17 protein-coding genes are annotated in these 23,959 nt (G+C 38.5%); 5 read left to right on the top strand and 12 right to left on the bottom strand.

Annotated features, from left to right (window positions below; translation table 11 throughout):
* Positions 1-62 precede the first annotated feature (62 nt).
* From ispE to H6G25_RS00690, 3 genes are all read right to left on the bottom strand, one after another.
* A complete protein-coding gene (gene ispE, locus H6G25_RS00680) occupies positions 63-1,007 on the bottom strand; it encodes a 4-(cytidine 5'-diphospho)-2-C-methyl-D-erythritol kinase (RefSeq protein ID WP_190390840.1) in 945 nt (314 codons plus the stop codon).
* Between the two features lie 114 nt (positions 1,008-1,121).
* Positions 1,122-1,937, bottom strand: coding sequence for a 16S rRNA (adenine(1518)-N(6)/adenine(1519)-N(6))-dimethyltransferase RsmA (rsmA, locus tag H6G25_RS00685; RefSeq protein ID WP_190390841.1), 816 nt, complete (start codon positions 1,935-1,937; stop codon positions 1,122-1,124).
* A gap of 199 nt (positions 1,938-2,136) precedes the next feature.
* Positions 2,137-2,349 (bottom strand): hypothetical protein, encoded by a 213-nt coding sequence (locus H6G25_RS00690; protein ID WP_190390842.1) that lies wholly within the window; start codon positions 2,347-2,349, stop codon positions 2,137-2,139.
* A gap of 264 nt (positions 2,350-2,613) precedes the next feature.
* Between H6G25_RS00690 and H6G25_RS00695 the strand changes: the two genes are divergently transcribed.
* A complete protein-coding gene (locus H6G25_RS00695; protein WP_190390843.1) occupies positions 2,614-4,773 on the top strand; it encodes a Tex family protein in 2,160 nt (719 codons plus the stop codon).
* 152 nt (positions 4,774-4,925) lie between these two features.
* On the opposite strand, the gene H6G25_RS00700 is transcribed toward H6G25_RS00695, so the two are convergent.
* The 3 genes from H6G25_RS00700 to H6G25_RS21445 form a co-directional block, all read right to left on the bottom strand.
* Positions 4,926-5,153, bottom strand: coding sequence for a hypothetical protein (locus H6G25_RS00700; RefSeq protein ID WP_190390844.1), 228 nt, complete (start codon positions 5,151-5,153; stop codon positions 4,926-4,928).
* Between the two features lie 38 nt (positions 5,154-5,191).
* Positions 5,192-5,938 (bottom strand): class I SAM-dependent methyltransferase, encoded by a 747-nt coding sequence (locus tag H6G25_RS00705; protein WP_190390845.1) that lies wholly within the window; start codon positions 5,936-5,938, stop codon positions 5,192-5,194.
* Between the two features lie 89 nt (positions 5,939-6,027).
* Positions 6,028-6,153 carry a hypothetical protein gene (locus H6G25_RS21445; RefSeq protein ID WP_277881621.1) on the bottom strand — a complete coding sequence of 42 codons (126 nt, stop codon included), beginning with the start codon at positions 6,151-6,153 and terminating at the stop codon, positions 6,028-6,030.
* A 562-nt stretch (positions 6,154-6,715) separates the two neighbouring features.
* Here H6G25_RS21445 and H6G25_RS00710 point away from each other — a divergent pair.
* The gene (locus tag H6G25_RS00710) at positions 6,716-15,028 is read left to right on the top strand and encodes a Calx-beta domain-containing protein (protein WP_190390846.1); all 8,313 of its coding nucleotides are present in this window, start codon (positions 6,716-6,718) and stop codon (positions 15,026-15,028) included.
* 584 nt (positions 15,029-15,612) lie between these two features.
* Here H6G25_RS00710 and H6G25_RS00715 read toward each other — a convergent pair.
* Positions 15,613-17,061, bottom strand: coding sequence for a glycoside hydrolase 100 family protein (locus H6G25_RS00715; RefSeq protein WP_190390847.1), 1,449 nt, complete (start codon positions 17,059-17,061; stop codon positions 15,613-15,615).
* A 485-nt stretch (positions 17,062-17,546) separates the two neighbouring features.
* On the bottom strand, positions 17,547-18,158 hold the full coding sequence (locus tag H6G25_RS00720) for a DnaJ domain-containing protein (RefSeq protein ID WP_190390848.1): 612 nt from the start codon (positions 18,156-18,158) through the stop codon (positions 17,547-17,549).
* A gap of 241 nt (positions 18,159-18,399) precedes the next feature.
* Between H6G25_RS00720 and H6G25_RS00725 the strand changes: the two genes are divergently transcribed.
* The 3 genes from H6G25_RS00725 (at position 18,400) to H6G25_RS00735 (ending at position 21,169) form a co-directional block, all read left to right on the top strand.
* Entirely contained in the window at positions 18,400-18,561 is a 162-nt protein-coding gene (locus H6G25_RS00725; RefSeq protein ID WP_190390849.1) for a DUF2256 domain-containing protein, read from the top strand.
* A gap of 61 nt (positions 18,562-18,622) precedes the next feature.
* Positions 18,623-19,576, top strand: a complete 954-nt coding sequence (locus H6G25_RS00730) for an isoaspartyl peptidase/L-asparaginase (RefSeq protein WP_190390850.1) — start codon at positions 18,623-18,625, stop codon at positions 19,574-19,576.
* Positions 19,577-19,729: 153 nt separating this feature from the next.
* Positions 19,730-21,169: an ATP-dependent DNA helicase RecQ gene (locus tag H6G25_RS00735; protein WP_190390851.1), complete on the top strand. Its 1,440-nt coding sequence runs from the start codon at positions 19,730-19,732 to the stop codon at positions 21,167-21,169.
* Positions 21,170-21,629: 460 nt separating this feature from the next.
* Here H6G25_RS00735 and H6G25_RS00740 read toward each other — a convergent pair whose 3' ends face one another.
* From H6G25_RS00740 to H6G25_RS00755, 4 genes are all read right to left on the bottom strand, one after another.
* Entirely contained in the window at positions 21,630-22,187 is a 558-nt protein-coding gene (locus H6G25_RS00740; protein WP_190390852.1) for a CBS domain-containing protein, read from the bottom strand.
* A gap of 11 nt (positions 22,188-22,198) precedes the next feature.
* Complete coding sequence (locus H6G25_RS21610; RefSeq protein ID WP_347239133.1) at positions 22,199-22,543, bottom strand: hypothetical protein; 345 nt, start codon at positions 22,541-22,543, stop codon at positions 22,199-22,201.
* A gap of 12 nt (positions 22,544-22,555) precedes the next feature.
* On the bottom strand, positions 22,556-22,915 hold the full coding sequence (trxA, locus tag H6G25_RS00750; protein WP_190390853.1) for a thioredoxin: 360 nt from the start codon (positions 22,913-22,915) through the stop codon (positions 22,556-22,558).
* 210 nt (positions 22,916-23,125) lie between these two features.
* Positions 23,126-23,782: a nucleoside monophosphate kinase gene (locus H6G25_RS00755; RefSeq protein WP_190390854.1), complete on the bottom strand. Its 657-nt coding sequence runs from the start codon at positions 23,780-23,782 to the stop codon at positions 23,126-23,128.
* Between the last annotated feature and the right edge of the window lie 177 nt (positions 23,783-23,959).

Consider the following 23,959-nt stretch of genomic DNA (forward strand, 5'->3'; position numbering starts at 1 on the left):
TTTGTATAATTCTAGCGGGCAGGATGCCCGCACCACAAGATCTAACCATATTAATGATCCAATTAAGCTATTTTAATTCCATGTTTAATTGTCCGCGTTACAAACAATTCTAAATCTTGATCGGGAATAGCTTCACGTATTCGCTTCTTGACTATTTCTCCTTGATTTTGAGATTCGACAATAGCAAAAACTGAAGGACCAGAACCGGACATCATTGTTCCTAAAACTTCTTTTTGATTGGTGAATAATTCTCGTAATTGCAATACTTGGGGGTAAGCTGGTAGTACAACTTTCTCTAAATCATTATGTATTTTTTGGGCAATTTCTTCTGTATTTCGATGTAAAATGGCCTTGACCATGGCTTCTGAATGAAATGCACTAGCACGGGCAGCAAAAGTATCTGCATCTTGAATATAGTTAATGCCAAATTGTTGCCGATAGGTTTTATATGCCCAAGGTGTAGAAACTTCTAAACTGCGATATTTTGCTAATACTATATGTAGATTATCTAAACTTTGCAGAGGAGAAAGTTTTTCACCTCTACCAGTGGCAATAGCTGTTCCTCCACCAATACAAAATGGTACATCTGAACCGAGATTCGCGCCTAATTCTTCTAATTCTGATTGGGTTAATCCCAAATCCCAAAGTAAATCTATTCCTACTAATACGGCTGCGGCATTGGTAGAACCTCCAGCTAAACCAGCAGCGACCGGAATATTTTTTTTGATGGTAATATCAACACCGCCAAAATTACTAAAAGCTTGAGGAAATTCCTTGGCCATTAAGTCGGCTGCTTTGTAAACTAGATTGGTTTGATCTGTGGGTACTTGGGGGTGATTACAGTAGATACGAATATTTTCAGTGCTGGCAGTATGGATATCAATTTTGTCAGATAAATCTATGCTTTGGAGTATCATTGCTAATTCATGATATCCGTCAGCACGACTGCCGATAATTTCCAAATACAGGTTGATTTTGGCTGGTGCAATTAAACTATAAGAACGCATAATGTTTATTGATGTCTATTTGAACATTCATCATATTTGTGAAGGCTGGTAATGGGTAATTAGTAATTGGGAAAATTCCAGAGTTAAGACCAGTATTTTGATGATCTCTTCTTGCTATTGATTCCCTATGCTATTTACCAGTGATACCCATTGTATAACACTGAGGTCTTCAGCGCGAACTTGGGGATTTATTTCTAATTGTTCCAGAAATTGTGTCAAGCGATCGCGGTCAATGACTGATTGTAAATTATTTCTTAACATTTTGCGTTTTGACCCAAATCCCAATTTAACTAAATTTTCTAATTTTTGGGGGTCATGGGCTGGAATTGCTATTTTTTTAGGAGTCAACCGCACTACAGCCGAATCTACCTTGGGTGGTGGTACAAATGCAGCAGCGGGAACTGTACAAATTAACTCACAATCTGCCAAATATTGCACCCGTACGGACAATGCGCCAAAAGTTCGAGAACCCGGTTTAGCATATAATCTTTCTGCTACTTCTTTTTGGACTAATAAAACAATAGAATCAAAAGGTTTTGGGTTAGGATGAGAAATAGTTCCCAGTAACTTTTCAATAATTGGACCGGTGATATTATAGGGAATATTCGCAACAACTTTATTCTGGTTTTGAAAATTAGCAAATGCTGTTAATTGTGACGGTAAATCAAGAGTCAGAAAATCACCTTGTAAGAGTAAGAAATTCTCTTTTTCACCTATTTGTTTGACGAGTAATTTACACAAATCTCGGTCAATTTCTACTGCGAGTAAGGATCTCACCAGTGGTAATAAACGACGGGTTAAGATTCCTGTACCGGGTCCAATTTCCAGAATTTTATCACTTTCTTGACAATTAGCGGCTTGGACAATTGCGTTAAGGGCTTTATCACTTTTTAACCAATGTTGAGCAAACTGTTTACGGGGTTGAATCATGTTGTTACATAATATTGCAATAAAAATGTTATCATGCCTTTGGGATTTTGTGTATTTTATATTTCCTTAGAAAGAATCATTGGGTATGCTTTACCTGTATCACTCTCTCGGTGCTGTTTATTATCTATTCACAGCTTAATACTGAGAGAGCTTTTTTACACCATTAGGGACTTTTCAAACATCCTCTTAAAGAATTGGCTTAAAACCAATTTTTGTTCAGTAATTTGTTACTAACAATGACCACAAACATCAACAAACCAAACTGAATTGGCCAAGGTGCTAATACTAAACTCACAATGAAAATAACGGCTGTGAAAACACCTGCAATATAAGTGATTTCATCATCATTTCTTCTGAAGAGATAACCAGTCATTACACCTGTAACTAATGTCATTAAGAAAAATAAAGGCATTTTAACTCACCTCTAAACTACAAACTACTGTTTAATGTCAGTAGATTTTCACCATTTTCGGCAACGTTATTTATGTTATACTTAACTAAGGGAAAATGGCAATACATTCAATATTAAGCTATAGTGTAGCTATTTGCAAATGGTCTCATGATTTGGGATATGAAACTAATGACGTGACTAACAACCCTATTCTTATTTAAGTGATATAATAATATCTATTGATGCTCATATGAATTTCTGAAACTCCTTTAATTGAAATAACAAATGTTGAATATTTCTCAACTCCTTGCAAGTGAATTAAAACTTAAACCCCACCAGGTACAAAACGCGCTGGAACTTTTAGCCGAAGGGGCGACAATTCCCTTTATTGCGCGTTATCGTAAAGAACGAACAGATGAAATGGATGAAATGCAATTACGGGATTTACAAGATAGATATAATTACTTAACAGAATTGGAAGAAAGAAAAAAAGTAATTGTGAATGCGATCGCTCAACAAGATAAACTTACTCCAGAACTAAACACAAAAATAGCATCTTGTTTACAAAAAACTGAACTGGAAGATTTATATTTACCCTATCGTCCTAAACGTCGTACCCGCGCTACCATTGCTAGAGAAAAAGGTTTAGAACCTCTGGCAATATTCATTAAATCTGTGAATGTAAGAAATGGTATTTCTGTATCGTTGGAAGCAGAAGCAGCAAAATATATTTCCGAAACTTTAGCAGTAAAAAATACAGATGAAGCCTTAAAAGGTGCATCAGATATTTTAGCGGAAGAAGTAGCAGAGAAAGCCGAATTACGGGCATATATCCGCGAATATCTTTTAGAAAATGGGGTGTTTATTTCTCGCATTAAAGATGAACATCCCGAAGGGACAACCAAATTTGAAATGTACCGAAATTATCAAATTAAAGTCAAAAATATTGCCCCTCATAATATGTTGGCTTTATGTCGAGGAGAAGATGAAAAAATTCTCAGTTTTGAAATTGCTTTTGATGAAGATTTTGTTCTGGTTTATTTAGAATCACAAGAAATAAAAACCAAAGTTAGCAACATTAGAAACTTTTATCAAGGAATGTTAAAAGATGGTTTTAATCGCTTAATGAAAACCTCATTAATTAGCGAAGTCATTAAAGATAAAAAAACCTATGCTGACATAGAATCAATCAAAACCTTTGAAACCAATTTGCGAGAATTACTATTATCAGCACCAGCGGGAATGAAACCGACAATGGCCATAGATCCTGGCTTTAGAACTGGTTGTAAAGTAGCTATTTTAGATGAAACTGGCAAATTCTTAGAATATCAAGCCGTGTTTCCCCACCAAGCAGCAGAACAACGCCAAAAAGCGGCACAAACTATCAAAAAATTACTGGAAAAATACCAAATTCAATTAATAGCTATTGGTAACGGTACAGCCTCACGGGAAACAGAGGAATTTATCGCCGAAATATTACCAAATATAGCCCATAAACCAGTTAAAGTTATGGTAAATGAATCTGGTGCATCTATATATTCTGCTAGTGAAGTAGCAAGGGAAGAATTTCCTGATTTAGATATTACCGTGCGGGGTGCAATTAGTATTGGTCGCAGATTACAAGATCCTTTAGCAGAACTAGTTAAAATAGATCCTAAATCAATTGGTGTGGGACAATATCAACATGACGTTGATCAAAAATTACTGAAAAAGAAATTAGATGAAACCGTAGAAAGTTGCGTTAACTATGTGGGTGTAGATTTGAATACTGCTTCCAAAGAACTGCTAACATTTGTTTCAGGAATTACCCCAACTATAGCCAATAATATTATCACCTATCGCAACGAAAATGGAGCATTTACAAATCGTCGTCAACTTTTAAAAGTAGCAAAACTAGGACCAAAAGCTTTTGAACAAGCCGCAGGTTTTTTAAAAATTCGTGATAGTGAAAACCCCTTAGATAATACCGCAGTTCATCCAGAAAGTTACCCTTTAGTAAAGTCTATAGCTGCTGATTTAGGATTATCTTTAAATCAAGTGACACAAATAGCTGAAAACCTCAAAAAGGCCAACATTAAAAAATACATTACCGACACCATTGGAGAACCAACCCTGCGGGATATTCTCAGGGAATTAGAAAAACCAGGAAGAGATCCTCGTGCTGAATTTAAATATGCTACCTTTAAGGAAGGAATCAAAGAAATTAGAGATCTAACCGTAGGAATGGAACTAGAAGGAATTATTACCAATGTTGCTAATTTCGGTGCTTTCGTTGATATTGGTGTACATCAAGATGGTTTAGTGCATATTTCCCAACTTGCTGATAAATTTGTGGATGATCCCAAAAAAATCGTCAAAGTTGGACAAGTTGTAAAAGTACAGGTTTTAGAAATCAACGAAAAACTCAAACGCATAAGTTTATCAATGAAAGGAATCAAACAATAAATTCTCTTTGCGACCCTGACTGAAAAAATCCTACTTTCTTGTTTTTTGACAGGAGTATAAACTCTTTAATTTCTTCTGCTAAACTTCTTACCTGGAAAGTATTGCTAATTTCATTTGATACACTTCTATTTTGTCATCCCGTCAGCATAAAATTATATTATGACCTCAAAAGAATGAACTTCTAAAACAGAACCAATCATTGCAGTTGTCATTAAGTCTTCTCTTACCTGTCCTGTGACTTTGACTTTTTGTCCTGATTTGAGTAGGTTTTTATCAGCACTTTTGGGGATTTGGTAAGTGACACCATCTTCTGTCACAAAAGCCCAGACACCAAGGCCAATATTTCGACGTTCAATAGTACCAGTAATTGTAATGTTCATAAAGTTTAATTTTTTACTTAATTCCTAATTATTTAAGATTATGACAATTCCTGAGAAAAGCATAATAATTGTGTAGTGTTTAGGTGGTCACGGTAGAGGCATTTAAACTGATTAAAACCCGATTTTTGACAGATTTCTTGGATAGTTTGTTGAGTTTCGGGAAAATCGCTCGTGGAAATATGCTCCTCGACCATTGAATACTCTTCTGGGGTGAGTAAAGACCAGTATTTTTGCACATTATCTAGGTAGCGGACAATGTAACTATCTCGGTCTTCTGTTTCTTGACGAATAATATCAATTAATATCAAAACACCGCCCGGAATCAGTAGATGTTGTAGCTGGTTAATAAAATGCTCTTTTTGCAGAAGCTGAAGATGGTGTAGCGCGAAAGAGATGAAAATTACATCAAATCTATGCTCTTGATCTGATGCCAAAGCAGGGACTACTTCTGAGAAATCTCCCTGAATTAAAGTTATGTCACAATTAATTTTTTCTAAATTCCCTTGGGCAATTTCTAATGCAGCTATGGATAAGTCTACACCATGGTAGGAGGCAATATTAGTATTTGATAATACCAGACTAGTGAAACTGGCATCACCACATCCTAAATCAAGCATTTTAAAGGGTTTTTCAAAGTTGCTAAGAAGAAATTTATGTAGTATTGCATAAATTTCATTATGACCCATGTAATTATTATTGAGTACCTTTTGATAAATTTTCCACTGCTTGTTGAAAAACTTTTCTACTAGCAAGGATTCATTTTCGCTATTTTTTAGCTGTGTCATAATTGTGAGTTTTAGGGGAGGACGTTTTTTAACAGATTTTAACAGAACTATTGAAACAGATCGCTAGTAAATGAGCTACAAATATCATATTATAATATGAGGAACAAAACCCAACCTAAATTTACTGAGGTAAGGACTTTAGGTGTAGCATAGCGATCGCCATATAATATAATAGCTAAATAGTAGGGTGTGTTAGTGACAGCGTAACGCACCATTGTAAATCATTGACATAATCATAAAATCCCCCTCCTCATCCTGTAAATCCTTTCATCCTGGACATTATCTCGACTTACTTCGGCAAGCTCAGTACAAGTCGCTCGATAACCACCTGATATGGCTAACGCCACGCTTCGCTATCAGACAATATAAAAGCATAAATGTTACTAAGGTCACTTTTGTGACATAATACGGATCATAAATAACACGGTAAAATATTTAAAAAATACGGTTGTGTCTATGATTAAATCAATTACAATGTTAAAGAACAGGAAATTGATATCTTGACTTGACCCAGGTTTTACGTAAAGTTACTCATTCTTTAACCAATAAAATTAAAATAAAAAACTTACTTGTTATCAGGTGCAAAGGAAAAAAATATGTTCAACAACTCTTTTCTCCTTCAAACCGCGACAACGATTGTTTTTATCGATGCCTCTGCATAGTGGGGAATTTTGTTTCGCGCAGAGATGAAAAGGCGCAAAGAAACAAAATCTAAGATTCTCTTAGTCTTTTGTTCAGATCATAATTTTAAGTCATATTCTACAGAAGTTTAAATCCATGGCTATCTTTAAAACCACTATTAATTATGCTGTCGCAGGTATTCCTATTTCCTTGGTAGTAGGTGACTTCAACGGAGACGGCAAATCTGATTTAGTCGTAGGAACCGGTAATACTGGTACTGGAAACTTTTCTGTCTTACTAGGGAATGGTGTAAATGGACTCAGTACAGCAACTAACTATTTCATCTTTGATCCTAGTCTATTGCCTGTTGTTGGTTACTTAGCTGTAGGAGACTTCAACGGTGATGGTAAAACCGACTTAGTTGCCGCCGGTAATGCCAATCAAACAACTGCTCAGGCTTTTCTTGTCGCATTAGGAAGTGGATCTAATAGTCTTTTTAGCGCCATCGACCTGTTTTTGGGGGGAGGTACTTTTGACTCGCCGAATCTCTCTATTATCTATCCCACATCCGTAGCTATAGGGGACTTCAACAGAGACGGCAAATCCGACTTAGCTTTGACAACCTACAATCAGGGTATTGTCTCAGTTGCATTCGGTGATGGTACAGGTGGTTTCGGTGCTACTACTAACTTTAATGTGGGAAGCGGTCCTGCATCTGTGAAGGTAGGAGACTTCAATGGAGACGGCAAGTCTGACTTAGTCGTGGCGAATGATACCAGTAACAATGTCTCAATTTTATTGGGTAATGGTACAGGTGGTTTTGGTGCTACTACTAACTTTAATGTGGGAAGCGGTTCTGCATCTGTGGTCGTAGGAGACTTTAACGGAGATGGTAAATCTGATTTAGCCACCGCCAACTTGAGCAGTAATAACGTCTCAGTTTTATTAGGTAATGGTAACGGCACTTTTGGCACTGCTACTAACTTTGCAGTGGGGACTAATCCCAGAGACATAATCATAGCTGATTTCAACAGAGATGGTAAATCTGATTTAGCCACCGCCAACTTTAGCAGTAATAACGTCTCAGTCTTATTAGGTAATGGCAATGGGACTTTTGGCACTGCTACTAATTTTGCAGTGGGGACTAGTCCTTATGCCTTGACTGTGGGGGATTTGGATGGTAATGGTAGTCCAGACTTAGCTGTGACAAACGTGAACAGTAATAATGTCTCAGTTTTGTATAATGATTTTCCCACCATTACCCTAGCAGTATCACCCAGTAGCGTATTAGAAAATGGTGCAACCAACCTAGTATACACCTTCACCCGGACTGGTGTCACAACTAATGCCATAACTGTTAACTTTGGAGTAGCAGGTACAGCCACATTCAATAATGACTACACTCAAACGGGTGCAGCAACATTTACAGGGACTACAGGAACTATCACCTTTGCTGCGAATGAAACTACGAAAACAATAATCATAAAACCCACACCAGACACAATTGTTGAAAGTGATGAAACCGTAGCTTTAACTCTGGCGGCAGGAACAGGTTATACTATTGCCACACCCGCAGCAGTAACGGGAACTATTCTCAATGATGATTTCCCCAGTATTACCCTAGCAGTATCACCCAGTAGCGTAACCGAAGATGGTTCACCAAACCTAGTATACACCTTCACCCGCACTGGTGTTACAAACACGGCCATAACTGTTAATTATGGAATAGGAGGTACAGCAGACAGTAGCGACTTCACTCAAACCGGTGCAACCACATTTACAGCCACCGGCGGAACTATCACCTTTGCTGCGGGTGAAACTACGAAACAAATAACCATAAGGCCCACAGCAGACACAATTGTTGAAAGTGATGAAACTGTAGTTTTAACTTTACTGTCGGGAACAGGTTATAACAACATTGCTACACCAGCAGCAGTAACGGGAACTATTACTAATGATGATACTAGCATTGCTTTAGCAGTATCACCCAGTAGCGTTTTTGAAGATGGTTCACCAAACCTAGTATACACCTTCACCCGGACTGGTGTGACAAACACAGCCATAACTGTTAACTATGGAGTAGCAGGTACAGCCACATTCAATAATGACTACACCCAAACGGGTGCAGCAACATTTACAGGGACTACAGGAACTATCACCTTTGGTGAGAATGAAACTACGAAACAAATAATCATAGACCCCACAGCAGACACAATTGTTGAAAATGATGAAACCGTAGTTTTAACTTTACTGTCGGGAACAGGTTATAACAACATTGCTACACCAGCAGCAGTAACGGGAACTATTACCAATGATGATACTAGCATTGCTTTAGCAGTATCACCCAGTAGTGTTTTTGAAGATGGTACAACCAACCTAGTATACACCTTCACCCGCACTGGTGTCACAAACACAGACTTAACTGTTAATTATGGAATAGGAGGTACAGCAGACAGTAGCGACTTCACTCAAACCGGTGCAACCACATTTACAGGGACTACAGGAACTATCACCTTTGCTGCGGGTGAAACTACGAAACAAATAACCATAAGGCCCACAGCAGACACAATTGTTGAAAGTGATGAAACTGTAGTTTTAACCCTACTGTCGGGAACAGGTTATAACAACATTGCTACACCAGCAGCAGTAACGGGAACTATTCTTAATGATGATACTAGCATTGCTTTAGCAGTATCACCCAGTAGCGTTCTTGAAGATGCTACAATTAACCTAGTTTACACCTTCACCCGGACTGGTGTGACAAACACAGCCATAACTGTTAACTTTGGAGTAGCAGGTACAGCAGACAGTAGCGACTACACTCAAACGGGTGCAGCCACATTTACAGCCACCGGCGGAACTATTACCTTTGCTGCGGGTGAAACTACGAAACAAATAATCATAGACCCCACAGCAGACACAATTGTTGAAAGTGATGAAACTGTAGCTTTAACTCTGGCTACAGGAACAGGTTATAACATTCATACACCAGGATCAGTAACAGGAACTATTATGACTACCACGCCCACCATTACCCTAGCATTATTACCCAGTAGCGTCTTAGAAGATGGTGCAACCAACCTAGTTTACACCTTTACCCGTAGCGCAGTTACCCCCAATCCCGTAACCGTTAACTATACCATTGGCGGTACAGCCACATTCAATAATGACTACACTCAAGCTGGTGCAACCACATTTACAGGGACTACAGGAACTATCACCTTTGCTGCGAATGGAAGTACCAAAACTTTAACCATAGACCCCACAGTAGACACAATTGTTGAAAGTGATGAAACTGTAGCTTTAACTCTGGCGGCAGGAACAGGTTACACCGTTGGTACACCAGCAGCAGTAACGGGAACTATTCTCAATGATGATACTATCATTACCCTAGCAGTCAGTCCCGGTAGCGTCCAAGAAGATGGTGCAACCAACCTAGTTTACACCTTTACCCGGACTGGTGTCACAAACACAGCCATAACTGTTAACTATGGAGTAGGAGGTACAGCCACATTCAGTAATGATTACACTCAAACGGGTGCAGCCACATTTACAGCCACCGGCGGAACTATCAACTTTGCTGCGAATGAAACTACGAAAACCTTAACCATTGACCCCACAGCAGACACCACTGACACAATTGATGAAACTGTAGCTTTAACTCTGGCTGCAGGAACAGGTTACACCGTTGGTACAACCGCAGCAGCAACGGGAACTATTACCAATGATGATACTAGCATTACCCTAGCAGTATCACCCAGTAGCGTAACCGAAAATGGTGCAACCAACCTAGTATACACCTTCACCCGGACTGGTGTCACAAATAATGAGTTAATCGTCAACTTTGGAATAGCAGGTACAGCCACATTCAATAACGACTACACTCAAACGGGTGCAACCACATTTGCAGGTGCTACAGGAACAATTAGGTTTCTAGCTAATTCAGCCATAGCCACTTTAACCATTGACCCCACAGCAGACACCATCATTGAAAATGATGAAACCGTAGCTTTAAATCTGGCGGCAGGAACAGGTTACACCGTTGGTACAACCGCAGCAGTAACGGGAACTATTCTCAATGATGATTTCCCCAGTATTACCCTAGCAGTCAGTCCCGGTAGCGTATTAGAAAATGGTTCACCAAACTTAGTATACACCTTCACCCGGACTGGTATCACAATTAATGCTTTAACCGTCAACTTTGGAATAGCAGGTGCAGGTACTGTAGGTACAGCCACATTTAATAACGACTACACTCAAACGGGTGCAACCACATTTACAGCCACCGGCGGAACTATCACCTTTGCTGCGGGAAGTAGTACAGCCACTTTAACCATAGACCCCACAGCAGACACAATTGTTGAAAGTGATGAAACTGTAGCTTTAACTCTGGCGGCGGGAACAGGTTACACCGTTGGTACAACCGCAGCAGTAACGGGAACTATTACGAATGATGATACTAGCATTGCTTTAGCAGTATCACCCAGTAGCGTAACCGAAAATGGTACAACCAACCTAGTTTACACCTTTACCCGGACTGGTGTGACAACTAATGCTTTAACCGTCAACTTTGGAATAGCAGGTACAGCCACAGCAGGTACAGCCACAAATAATAACGACTACACTCAAACGGGTGCAACCACATTTACAGCCACCGGCGGAACTATCAGCTTTGCTGCGGGTCAAACTACGAAACAAATAACCATAGACCCCACAGCAGACACAATTGTTGAAAATGATGAAACTGTAGCTTTAACTTTAGCGACAGGAACAGGTTACACCGTTGGTACAACCGCAGCAGTGACGGGAACTATTACCAATGATGATACTAGCATTGCTTTAGCAGTATCACCCAGTAGCGTATTAGAAGATGGTACAACCAACCTAGTTTACACCTTCACCCGGACTGGTGTGATAAACACAGCCATAACTGTTAACTATGGAGTAGCAGGTACAGCCACACTCAATAACGACTACACTCAAACGGGTGCAGCCACATTTACAGCCACCGGCGGAACTATCACCTTTGCTGCGGGAAGTAGTACAGCCACTTTAATCATAGACCCCATAGCAGACACAATTGTTGAAAATGATGAAACTGTGGCTTTAACTCTGGCTACAGGAACAGGTTATAACAACATTGCTACACCAGCAGCAGTAACGGGAACTATTCTTAATGATGATACTAGCATTGCTTTAGCAGTATCATCCAGTGGCGTTTTTGAAGATGGTACAACCAACCTAGTATACACCTTCACCCGTACTGGCGTTACAAACACAGCCATAACTGTTAACTATGGAGTAGCAGGTACAGCCACACTCAATAATGATTACACTCAAACGGGTGCAACCACATTTACAGCCACCGGCGGAACTATCAGCTTTGCTGCGGGTGAAATTACGAAAACAATAATCATAGACCCCACAGCAGACACAATTGTTGAAAATGATGAAACTGTGGCTTTAACCCTACTGTCAGGAACAGGTTATAACAACATTGCTACACCAACAGCAGTAACGGGAACTATTACCAATGATGATACTAGCATTGCTTTAACAGTATCACCCAGTAGCGTATTAGAAGATGGTTCAACCAACCTAGTATACACCTTCACCCGCACTGGTGTCACAAACACAGCCATAACTGTTAACTTTGGAATAGGAGGTACAGCAGACAGTAGCGACTACACTCAAACCGGTGCAGCCACATTTACAGGGACTACAGGAACTATCACCTTTGCTGCGGGTGAAACTACGAAACAAATAATCATAGACCCCACAGCAGACACAATTGTTGAAAATGATGAAACTGTAGCTTTAACCGTACTTGCGGGAACAGGTTATAACAACATTGCTACACCAGCAGCAGTAACGGGAACTATTACCAATGATGAGACTAGCATTGCTTTAGCAGTATCACCCAGTAGTGTTTTTGAAGATGGTACAACCAACCTAGTATACACCTTCACCCGGACTGGTGTCACAAACACAGGCATAACTGTTAACTTTGGAATAGAAGGTACAGCAGACAGTAGCGACTACACTCAAACCGGTGCAGCCACATTTACAGGGACTACAGGAACTATCACCTTTGCTGCGGGTGAAACTACGAAAACCTTAACCATAGACTCCACAGCAGACACAATTGTTGAAAGTGATGAAACTGTAGCTTTAACCCTACTGTCAGGAACAGGTTACACCGTTGGTACACCAGCAGCAGTAACAGGAACTATTACTAATGATGAGTTCCCCGATATTAACCTCAGCAGCGACCAGACAATACTTGAAAGCGACACTAACCCCCAAAACGTCACTTACACTGTTACTCTTTCCTCCAGTAGTGACCAAACCATCACCATTAATTATGCTACTGCTGATGGTACAGCGACAGCAGGGTTAGACTACACCAGCACCAACGGAACTCTGACTTTTGAACCAGGTATCACCACTCAAACCATCAATATCCCCATTCTCGATGATAACCTTAATGAAGCAGATGAAGCCTTTACCCTCACCCTCACATCTCCCAATAATGTCAATCTGGGGACAAAAACAAGCGCCACCACAACCATAACTGATACCCTCACAAGTTCCGTGACAACTACCCTACCCGCAGGTGTAGAAAATCTCATCCTGACGGGAACAGAAGCCATTGACGGTACAGGAAATGACAGCAATAACATCCTCACTGGTAATAGCACTGATAACACTCTGACTGCCAGTGCTGGCAATGATATCTTAACTGGTGGAGATGGTGTAGATACAGTTGATTATCGTCAACTTGAAACCAGTATTACCTTGCAAGCACAGGGAACAGTCAATAAAGGCGCTTTGGGAACAGATACCGCCCAAGCAGAAGTGTTTATCGGTAATACTGCTTTTGCTAATGCCATTGATGCTGCAAGTAGTACCAATAATCGCATTAATGCGGACTTAAATCAAAATAGTCTCAAGGTCTTTGGCTTACCTTCGGGAGATGCCACTTTTACTGTGGTGAATTTCCAAAATGTCACTGGTTCTCAGGGCAATGATACCATTACAGGAAATAATGCAGCTAATAACCTGAATGGTAGTGGCGGTGATGATACTTTAATTGCCAGTGCTGGCAATGATATCTTAACTGGTGGAGATGGTGTAGATACAGTTGATTATAGTCAACTCGCAACCAGTATTACCTTACAAGCACAGGGAACAGTCAATAAAGGCGCTTTGGGAATAGATACCGCCCAAGCAGAAGTGTTTATCGGTAATACTGCTTTTGCTAATGCCATTGATGCTGCAAGTAGTACAGATAACCCTATTAACGCAGATTTGGGTGCAAATAGTCTCACGGTCTTTGGCTTACCTTCGGGAGATGTCACTTTTACTGTGGTGAATTTCCAAGATGTCACTGGTTCTCAAGCAGATGATATCATTACAGGAAATGATGCAGCTAATAACCTGAATGGTAGTGCAGGTGATGATATCTTAATTGCTAGTGTGGGTAATGATACCTTAACTGGTGGAGACGGAGTGGACATAGTTGATTATGGTCAACTCGCAACTAAGATTACCTTACAAGCACAGGGAACAGTCAATAAAGGCGCTTTGGGAACAGATACGGTAAAAGCTGAAGTGTTTATTGGCAATGGTGATTTTGCTAATGTCATTGATGCTGCAAGTAGTACCAATAACTCTATTAACGCAGATTTAAGTGCAAATAGTCTCACGGTCTTTGGCTTACCTTCCGGGGATGTCACTTTTACTGTGGTGAATTTCCAAGATGTCACTGGTTCTCAAGTGAATGATATCATTACGGGTAATGACCTTGATAATACCCTCAATGGTGGTGCAGGTGCAGATGTCCTCAGCGGTGGTATAGGTGATGACTCTTACTATGTGGATAATGCAGGAGATATCGTTAAAGAAAACGCCAATGAAGGAAATGATACTGTTTTCACTACCATTAGTTACACATTAGCAAGTAACCTAGAAAACCTCAGCTTACTAGGAACATCTGCTATCAAGGCTACTGGTAACGGTCTAAATAATATCCTCACAGGAAATAATGCAGCCAATACTATTGATGGTGGTATCGGTAATGATACCTTGGATGGTGGTAGAGGTAATGATATTCTCCTGGGAGGTGTCGGTGCTGATGATTTAACTGGTGGTATAGGGAATGACTTGATTTATTTAGGTGCTAACGATAACGCTGTAGATACTGTCCGCTATACAGCAGGTCATGGTAGAGACACGATTTACCAATTTGTGCGCGGTGTCAATGGTGATAAAATTGATTTTTCAGGGATCACTAATATTGATGTCGTGACATCTGGTATTAATACACGATTTGCCGTGGGAGATGGTATTGGTGGTAATACTGGTTTTGGTACTGGTCAATTATTAGGAACATTATCTAGTACAAATGGTTTTACTAGTGCTAGTGTGAATGTCAACCTGTTTGGAGGTAATTTCCTATTTAGTTAATAACTTTGTTGGGTTGAGAAAACCCAACAACTTCGGGACTTTATTGTTAGGACTTTGTTGGGTTACGCTACGCTAACCCAACCTACAATTATCACAAACGCAAAAAAAACCGCGAAAAATTTAATTTTCAGGTGTTGACAAAGGATTTTAAATATGTTATCCTTATCTTGATGAGGAAGAACTATCTTAAATTATTTATAGAAGGGTGTGTTAGCAATTAGTAACGCACTATTGGTAAAAACTTTTTGTGTAACATAGCGATAGCGAAGCGCTGCTGCAAGCAGTTCGCCATATAATAGCGTAACGCAGCATTTTAAATCATTGACATCATCAGAAAATCCCCATCTTCATCCTGTACATCCTTTCATCCTGGATATCCTGATTCTGACATTACCCCACAAAGCAACAATTAACGCAAAAAAACCGCGAAAAATTTGTTTTTTAGGTGTTGACAAAGGATTTTAAATATGTTATCCTTGTCTTGATAAGGAAGAACTATCATCTTTACTATTCCCTACCCTCAATAGATGTTGTGGAGCGGGCAAGATGCCCGCTAAAATCATAGAAATTAAATGCAGTACAGCTTAATGATTCATGTAAGGATCTATACTGCCAACTTCAAATTCACAGGCTCTAGAAATAGTTTCTGGGGGTAATTCATCAAAACTAATTAATGATAAATGATTGGGATTATTGATTAATTCCTGAGCTAATAAATAACCAGTAATTGTCCAAGTTTGATATTTTCTCGCTTGTTTACCAATTAATCTCCCTTTTTTACCATCATAATATTCTGGCCATTCATCTTCACTGAGTCGAGATTTAGCAATTTCAATGGCTTTTTGTGCTAATTCTGGTTTTTTGGTTTTTACCGCTGCTGCTGCTAACATCCACATTAAAACAGGCCAACTTCCGGCATTATGATATGACCAGGGAATATTTTTTGGATCACACCCTGTTACTACTCGATATTCCTCACCTTGTAAAGCAGGATAACAGATTTTAATAGGCATATCTCCTACTAAATCCTCCCATCTTTTTTCAATCAAATTCATAATTGCTTCAGACTGTTCTTCTGTAGAAAGATCAGAAATTACAGCCATTAAGTTTCCGAGGGTGAAAAAACGAGTATCCATTTGTGATGGTCCAACATTTCCCGCAAAATAACCCCCTTTTCTGGGTAGCCATTTATCCAAATCATAATAAGGTAAAGAATCTGCATAAATATTGAAAAGATTAACCGCAGCTTTACCGTATTCTTCCCCTTTAAACCGATAAATTGCATTCAAACGATGAATATCTATCCAATAATGCTGACGAAGATGACCACACAATAAAGGTAAACGGTTATCAATGGCTTCAATAATATCTTGATTACCTTGGCAAATTAGCAGTTCTCGCGCTGCACGTAAAGCCGCAAAAAACAGAACTTGAATTTCTAAAGGATGTCCATAAATACCCATGCGTCTATCTATCATACACGCGCCGTCGGGAACTAATAGAGTTGGGTACATATCAAAACGATTAGCCAAACAGATATCCATAATTAACCTAATTCCTGTTTGGAATTGAGGTTGATAAGCTAAAGATGAATCATTAGTAGCGACTACATAAGCCCGCAATAAAATCAACCACCATAAACAAGAATCAACCGGTGTCACCCTAGCAATAGCGTGTTCACCAAAATCAGCTTCTAAAAATTCTTCCCCATTGGCAGAAACGACTTTAAAACTGGCTGGAATTAGACCTCTACCGGGTTTATAGGCATCTAATGCTTTTTCTTGAGGCTGTAACTTTAATGTTTCTTCTAGGAAGTTTTTGACAATATCTGTTCTACCTTTAATCAGAAAAATTAACGCCGAAGAAACGAAATCTCGAATAAAACATTGGTCATAATTTAGTGCTTCTACGGATGAATCATAAGCCGCTACAGTACCTACAGGCTGACCTTTGTAGTAGAGAATTGAATTCTCTAATACTTGCCATGCTTCATTTTCTATATTTTGACTTGTCTCTAATTTATTTAGTTGCATTTCCAGACTAACTCCATTTAGATAGTAGATTTTTCGGGAGTAGATACACCTTTAATTATTGTTTATGCCATTTTCATCATAACTTTGAAATAGCAAATATCAATCCAGTCAAAATACTAAAACTTAGTCAATGTAAAAACCTAACTGCATAGTATTTAGCAGTTTTCTTAACTTCTGAAAATACACCTCATTCCGTGTATTAGAATCACAGAATTTTAGTATACATACTTGATTAGGAATTTGCTATTGAAATGAAAAAAATATTATTCCCCTACAACTTAACAATTTATAACGTTTTTTTAAAATATGCAACATAAACAATTCAAAAAAATTCAAAAAAATTCAAAAAAACTCAAAAAAACTCAAAAAAATCAGAAAATTCAAAAAATCCAGTCATTAATACTGATAAACCTATCTTTCTTTGCCAGCCTGTGAAAAAATCAAGTTTATAGGGCAAAATTCCCAAATTTCCACTGATTTTATGATCAATTATGTGTGTTTAATTGCTGCTGAAACTTTTGATATGCTTGATTAACTGCTTGGATGGCAGTTTTAGCAATAACAGAACTGTTAATATCAGTATGATATAATTTAGCTAATCTCAGATAGGCCAGTTTGACATCTTTGGGGTGAGTTTTCAGTTCTACGCCTAAAATTTCCCACCATTCCCCAATTAATGGTAAATTATCGCCCCTGTCAAGTTGCCAAATCTTGATAGTCCCACCTTGATCACCACTAATCAGCATTGTACCATCTAGACTAAAAACTAGGGGACAAAAACCAGAAATAGTTGCCAATAATGCCCCATTTTGAAGATTCCAAAGTTTGATAATTCCCTCTTGACTACTACTAGCAATAATTTTACTATCTGGGTGAATAGCAATAGCAGAAATAGCCCTTGAGTAGATTTTCAGAGTCCGGTATAATTCCCCCGTATGAAGATGCCACAGTTTAATTGTACTATCTGTACTACCACTAATAAAAGTTTGATTATCAGGAGTAATTGCTAATGTATTTACTGCTGCTAAATGCTGATTAATAATATAACAGTTTTCCCCAGTTTGTAAATTCCAGATTCTAATAGTTTTATCCCCCATACTTGTACTTTTCTCATAAACTCTTGAATAAAATCACCCCATCATTTAATTTCATTAATTTTAGCCTTGAAGTTTTTTGGACGCTCCCAGTAAATAATACTTGTATACTATTCAATAGTGATTGCTTCCCTATCTCTCGGCGTTGATGGGGCGACCTAGTAATCGCTTGTGCCAGTTGCGTAAGTCCTGTAAAGGATGAAAACGGGGATTTTATCACTAATTACCAATTACCTTGATTATTATGGGTCGTGTTCGTTCTAAATCCGATTTACCGGAAAAAATCTGTGTAGTCTGTCAACGTCCCTTTACTTGGCGGAAAAAATGGCAAGATTGTTGGGATGAGGTAAAATATTGTTCAGAACGTTGTCGTCGTCGTCGTTCTCAGGCTAAAAATGAGACTTAGGGAACATTGACAATGGATAATTAACAATTAACAATTAATGACGAACAAATAAGAAAATAACATGACATTACAAGTACAACCTAAATTAATTATTCATGGTGGCGCTGGTAGTTCTCTGCAAGGTAAGGGGGGATTGATAGCGGTTCGCAACTCTCTATCTAAAATCGTTGCAGATGTTTATACTCTTTTACTGAATGGTGCAAATGCAACGGAAGCTGTAGTTCGAGGCTGTCAAATGTTAGAAGATGAACCACGCTTTAATGCTGGTACTGGTTCTGTACTGCAATCTGATGGACAAATTCGCATGAGTGCTTCTATCATGGATGGGACTACTGGCCGTTTTAGTGGTGTAATTAATGTGTCACGGGTAAAAAACCCGATTGAAATGGCACTATTTTTACAAAATTCCGATGACCGGGTTTTGTCTGATTATGGTGCGGCCGAGTTAGCGCGGGAGTTACAAATTCCTAGTTACAATGGTTTAACTGATTTGCGCTTGCAAGAATGGACTCTAGAACGTCAAGGTAATTTTCAAAGAACTATGGCTGGGGTGGTAGCAGAACCAGAGATGGCATTAAGTAGTAATGCGGGCAGGGGAACTATTGGTGTTGTGGCTTTAGATGGTGATGGTAAATTAGCTGCTGGTACTTCTACAGGTGGTAAGGGCTTTGAAAGAATTGGGCGCGTCAGTGATTCAGCGATGCCAGCAGGTAATTATGCAAATTTTCATGCAGGTGTTAGTTGTACAGGTATTGGTGAAGATATTATTGATGAGTGTTTAGCTGCTAAGGTTGTAGTGAGGGTAACAGATGGAATGTCTCTACAGGATGCAATGCAGAAATCATTTACAGAAGCGCGGAAAAATAACAGGGATTTTGGAGCGATCGCTCTAGATGCCACTGGCATGATATCCTATGGTAAAATCTGTGAGGTATTACTGGCTGCTTACCATAATGGAGAAAACATTGGTGATACTTTAGAATGGAATGATCAAGAATTAATTGGTCATGGGTAATTGGTAATGGGTCATGGGTCATGGGTCATGGGTCATGGGTAATGGGTAAAACACAGCTATAGATAAGGTGCGTTACGAAGACAGCTAACACACCCTACTTATTTACTTATTTACTTATTTACTTGTTCTTCTTTCTGCTTGCGGGGTAAAAAAATGAATATTCCCTTAACACAATCTGATCATGATGTTCGCACAGCATTAAAAGCAATTTGGGGATATGATGATTTTCGTCCTCCCCAAAAGGAAATTGTTAACTGTTTAATATCAAAAAAAGATGCTTTAATTATTATGCCCACAGGTGGGGGAAAATCTATTTGTTTTCAACTTCCCGCACTACTAAATACAGGACTAACTTTAGTAATTTCTCCCTTGGTCGCACTAATGGAAAACCAAGTTGAGGAATTACGTCAAAAACAGCAAAAAGCAGCACTTTTACACAGTGAACTACCCGCATTACAACGACAGAAAACTTTACAAGCTTTAGAAAACAAGGAATTAAGATTATTATATTTATCTCCTGAAACCTTACTGAGTCCAATAGTTTGGCAAAAATTGTGTAATCCTCAACTACAAATTAATGGTTTAATACTAGATGAAGCCCATTGTTTAGTCCAATGGGGTGATACTTTTCGTCCAGTTTACCGACGTTTAGGAACTGTGCGGGAAGCGTTGCTAAAATCAAAACCACCAGGAACAAAAATTAGTATAGCAGCTTTTACCGCCACTGCTGATCCTGTAGCTGAAAAGATTATTTCTCAAGTTTTAAAATTAGACAAACCTGATATTTTTAAGATTAATCCCTATCGAGAAAATTTAAATCCTATTGTCCAAATTGCTTGGACTCCTAGAGGAAGAAAACAACAATTATTAAAGTTTATACAAAAACGACCAAACCAAGTTGGTTTAATTTATGTAAGAACTCGAAAAGATAGTGAAAATTTAGCCAATTGGTTAACAGAAATGGGTTATCATACTGCTAGTTATCATGCAGGATTAAGCCCTACAGAACGCCGAAATATTGAAGCTAATTGGTTAGGTGGAAAAATCCTGTTTGTGGTCTGTACTTGTGCTTTTGGTATGGGGATAAATAAATCTGATGTGCGTTGGGTGGTTCATTTTCATGCACCATATTTATTATCGGAATATGTACAAGAAATAGGGAGAGCGGGAAGAGACGGGAAACCTGCTGATGTTTTAACCTTCGTCAGTGAACCAACAGGATTTTTAGATTCTGGGGATAAACAAAGACAGAAATTTTTTGAACAACAACTACAATTACAACAACAAAAAGCGCGAAAATTAGTTAAGAAGTTACCACCCCAAGGGGAAATAAATAGTGTAATTAAAGAATTTCCAGATAGTGCGGTGGCGCTTTCTCTTCTCCATAGTAACGGACAATTGGAATGGCTTGATCCTTTTCATTTTTCTATTTCTTCTCAGTCAGTAAATTCATCAAAAACCCAATTACAAACTGGTAAACTGAGTGAATATCTCACTACTAAACAGTGTCGTTGGCGGTTTTTATTAAATGCTTTTGGCTTTGAAACACCGACTATTAATTGGCGTTGTGGACATTGTGATAATTGTGATTAAATCAACAAACACAATTATGTTCCCAAAATTCTTTATCTTTAAATTTTTTGGTTTTGTTAGATAAAGAACTAAGCAATGAGAAAATGCTGTCTGAATATAAAGCGCAACAATCATTTGAGAGAGGATTTAGTTTTCTCAAAAATCGTTTATTTTTAAGAGATAGTATTTTTCTGAAAAGCTCAGAAAGAATCTATTTTTTTCGGGTAAAGGTAATTTTTTACTCCTTTTTTATGAAGTAAATCCCGTACCGATTGTGACAGTTAAGGGTGCGGAATGTGGGTTACATGACTACTTAATCAGATGGTGGGTTACGCTGTTGCTAACCCACCCTACGTATATCTTAAGATTTCAAGGTGATAATTCACTCAATCGCCTTGTAAGCTGTTTTAAAATAACCAACCGTTCTCCTTCTTGTCTACCCTCTTGTGACTCCCGACTCCTGCTGTAATCTAAATAATATTTATTCTCCAATAGTTTCCTTTGCTACTCGTTGATGAGATGCTACCGCCAAAAGTTCCTCTACTATATCCCAAGCAGATGCACATTCACGAGAAGAATCACCTTTGGCTGTACAAGTTGCTCTCGCTTCTTCCCGTGCTACTTCTATTTCATCCTCAATAAAGAGGCGTTTAGGATTTTCAAACAAGTCACTTTTTCTGAGAATATCAGTAATAGAAATTATCCCTAATAACTTACCTTTAATTACAGGAGCGCGACGGATATGGGTGTGAGCAAATAAACGAGCTACATACTCTACTCCAAGCTCAGGATTAACGACAATACAAGGTTTGGTCATAATTTCATAAACTCGCACTTGTTTGGAGTCTTTGCCATAGGCAGCAACTTTATAAACAATATCAGTTTCGGTGATCATGCCATAGGGATCATTTTCTGTACGAGGTTCGACAATTAAAGAACGTAAACCTTTAGAATTCATCAAACTTACAGCTTCCGCTACAGTTGCTGAACCACGAATTGTAATTACTTCTGTGGTCATTATGTCTTCAGCTTTCATCATGGTTAAAATCCTTAAAGTAATGAGTATGAATCTGTGGAATTTTGATTTGGTAAATGGAAAAATATCGAGCAGAATGAAATAGATTCACTCATCATTAATATTTCTTCTTCACAAATTTCTGGAGAAAGATGAGATGTAGTTAATGGTTTAAAGTTGCTTGGTATTCCCGGTGCGTAAGCTTCAATTACACTACCATCCAGAGAGCGCATTACCATCAGGTAGTCACAAACTGGACACTCTGTACGGATAATTTGATTCATTAAAGAATGCTTGTGAGCTAGTTTTCCATCAGTTAAAAACTGACGTTTTGCTTCACTACCGCAATTAGGACATGGAAATATATACGCTCTCTGCATGGAAAAACCCCCTCAAGAAGGTGAAAGTATTTTGTTTAAAGCTGTGGTGAATTTCTCATAGGGAACTACCCCCACAATTGTTTCTGATAAGTCACCATCCTTGAAAAACATAACTGCGGGAATACTGCGAATACCGTACTTTTCAGCAACGCTTTTATTTTTGCCGTCACCAACATCTAATTTGACCACTTTTACCCGATCTTTGTATTCTTCGGCTAGTTTATCCATTAAAGGAGCAACGATTTTACAAGGTCCGCACCAAGTTGCGGTACAGTCCATCACAAACAATTCTTTCTTCTCTAAAAGCGATTCAAAGTCTGATTTTTCGATATATTGAACAAGAGTTTCATTCGGACTTTCAGAAGTAGCCATAGGTTTCTCCAGCAAAAATTTAAATTGGTGATTATCTGGTTGGGAAATGGGAAGTTGTCAATGATAAAATGGAATGTCCATGAGTTAAATTATTGATTGAGGTCAAGCCAAAACCAGAATTACAGTAACCCTGATGCCATAGAAAGTTCAATCTTTTGATGTTTCTTTTTTTTCGCATAAAATACTCACGACTTTTACTTGATTTTTGGGTTATGCAGATAAAATCTGTTTTCCTTCCTTGATTGATTTCTTCCTAATATTTAAAGTTTTTTGATCTGTTATTAACCGAGGTTTAGAAATAGCATCTTGCAAAAATTGAGTTACCATTTCCACTGAACGATCGCCATTAATCACAGTTAAAAAACCTCGTTGGCGATAATGCTGAATTAGGGAAGCAGAATACTCTTGATAGACTTCTATTCTTCTGTAAATAACCTCATAATTATCCTCTGAACGACCCCGTTGCAGTAACCTTTGTACCAAAACATCAATGGGGGCATAGAAGCTAAAAACTTGGTTATAAAGCTTTTCTGATGATACAGCTTTGCTTTGAGCTAGGATTTCTAATAGTAGTTGATCAAGAAGCTTTACCTGGGACAAATTACTAGGAAATCCATCTAGAATCCAACCCCTTTGAGCAGAGGAATGACTTAAGCGTTTGCGGATGATATCAAGGATTAAATCATCTGGAATTAAATCACCTTTTTCTACATACGGCTTGACTTTTAAGCCCAAATAAGTCTCTTTTGCGATCGCCTGATGGAATATATCATCAATAGATATATGGGGAATTTGCCATTGGCTTGATATTGCAGCCGCTTGCGTACTTTTCCCAGCACCTGGTACTCCCAAGAAAATCAATCGCATTTAAACACCCCCTATTTTCAACCGCAGATCAGACCGACAGAACCGCTCTCCGTAGCCATGCAAAAATTAATATCAGAGTTGATAAAGTAAATGCAAAGATAGAAAGACGTAAACAAAAATCTCACTCATCAACTGGCAAAGACCAATATTTGAGATATAATCCCCATAGAATAGAAA

The sequence above is a fragment of the Dolichospermum sp. FACHB-1091 genome (genome assembly GCF_014697585.1).
Classification (GTDB): Bacteria; Cyanobacteriota; Cyanobacteriia; order Cyanobacteriales; family Nostocaceae; genus Dolichospermum.

Excerpts from the sequence above, each read along its gene's own strand:
- ispE (WP_190390840.1), bottom strand. The coding sequence starts at position 1,007 with ATGCGTTCTTATAGTTTAATTGCACCAGCCAAAATCAACCTGTATTTG.
- rsmA (WP_190390841.1), bottom strand. The coding sequence starts at position 1,937 with ATGATTCAACCCCGTAAACAGTTTGCTCAACATTGGTTAAAAAGTGAT.
- H6G25_RS00690 (WP_190390842.1), bottom strand. The coding sequence starts at position 2,349 with ATGCCTTTATTTTTCTTAATGACATTAGTTACAGGTGTAATGACTGGT.
- H6G25_RS00695 (WP_190390843.1), top strand. The coding sequence starts at position 2,614 with ATGTTGAATATTTCTCAACTCCTTGCAAGTGAATTAAAACTTAAACCC.
- H6G25_RS00700 (WP_190390844.1), bottom strand. The coding sequence starts at position 5,153 with ATGAACATTACAATTACTGGTACTATTGAACGTCGAAATATTGGCCTT.
- H6G25_RS00705 (WP_190390845.1), bottom strand. The coding sequence starts at position 5,938 with ATGACACAGCTAAAAAATAGCGAAAATGAATCCTTGCTAGTAGAAAAG.
- H6G25_RS21445 (WP_277881621.1), bottom strand. The coding sequence starts at position 6,153 with ATGGTGCGTTACGCTGTCACTAACACACCCTACTATTTAGCTATTATA.
- H6G25_RS00710 (WP_190390846.1), top strand. The coding sequence starts at position 6,716 with ATGGCTATCTTTAAAACCACTATTAATTATGCTGTCGCAGGTATTCCT.
- H6G25_RS00715 (WP_190390847.1), bottom strand. The coding sequence starts at position 17,061 with ATGCAACTAAATAAATTAGAGACAAGTCAAAATATAGAAAATGAAGCA.
- H6G25_RS00720 (WP_190390848.1), bottom strand. The coding sequence starts at position 18,158 with ATGGGGGATAAAACTATTAGAATCTGGAATTTACAAACTGGGGAAAAC.
- H6G25_RS00725 (WP_190390849.1), top strand. The coding sequence starts at position 18,400 with ATGGGTCGTGTTCGTTCTAAATCCGATTTACCGGAAAAAATCTGTGTA.
- H6G25_RS00730 (WP_190390850.1), top strand. The coding sequence starts at position 18,623 with ATGACATTACAAGTACAACCTAAATTAATTATTCATGGTGGCGCTGGT.
- H6G25_RS00735 (WP_190390851.1), top strand. The coding sequence starts at position 19,730 with ATGAATATTCCCTTAACACAATCTGATCATGATGTTCGCACAGCATTA.
- H6G25_RS00740 (WP_190390852.1), bottom strand. The coding sequence starts at position 22,187 with ATGATGAAAGCTGAAGACATAATGACCACAGAAGTAATTACAATTCGT.
- H6G25_RS21610 (WP_347239133.1), bottom strand. The coding sequence starts at position 22,543 with ATGCAGAGAGCGTATATATTTCCATGTCCTAATTGCGGTAGTGAAGCA.
- trxA (WP_190390853.1), bottom strand. The coding sequence starts at position 22,915 with ATGGCTACTTCTGAAAGTCCGAATGAAACTCTTGTTCAATATATCGAA.
- H6G25_RS00755 (WP_190390854.1), bottom strand. The coding sequence starts at position 23,782 with ATGCGATTGATTTTCTTGGGAGTACCAGGTGCTGGGAAAAGTACGCAA.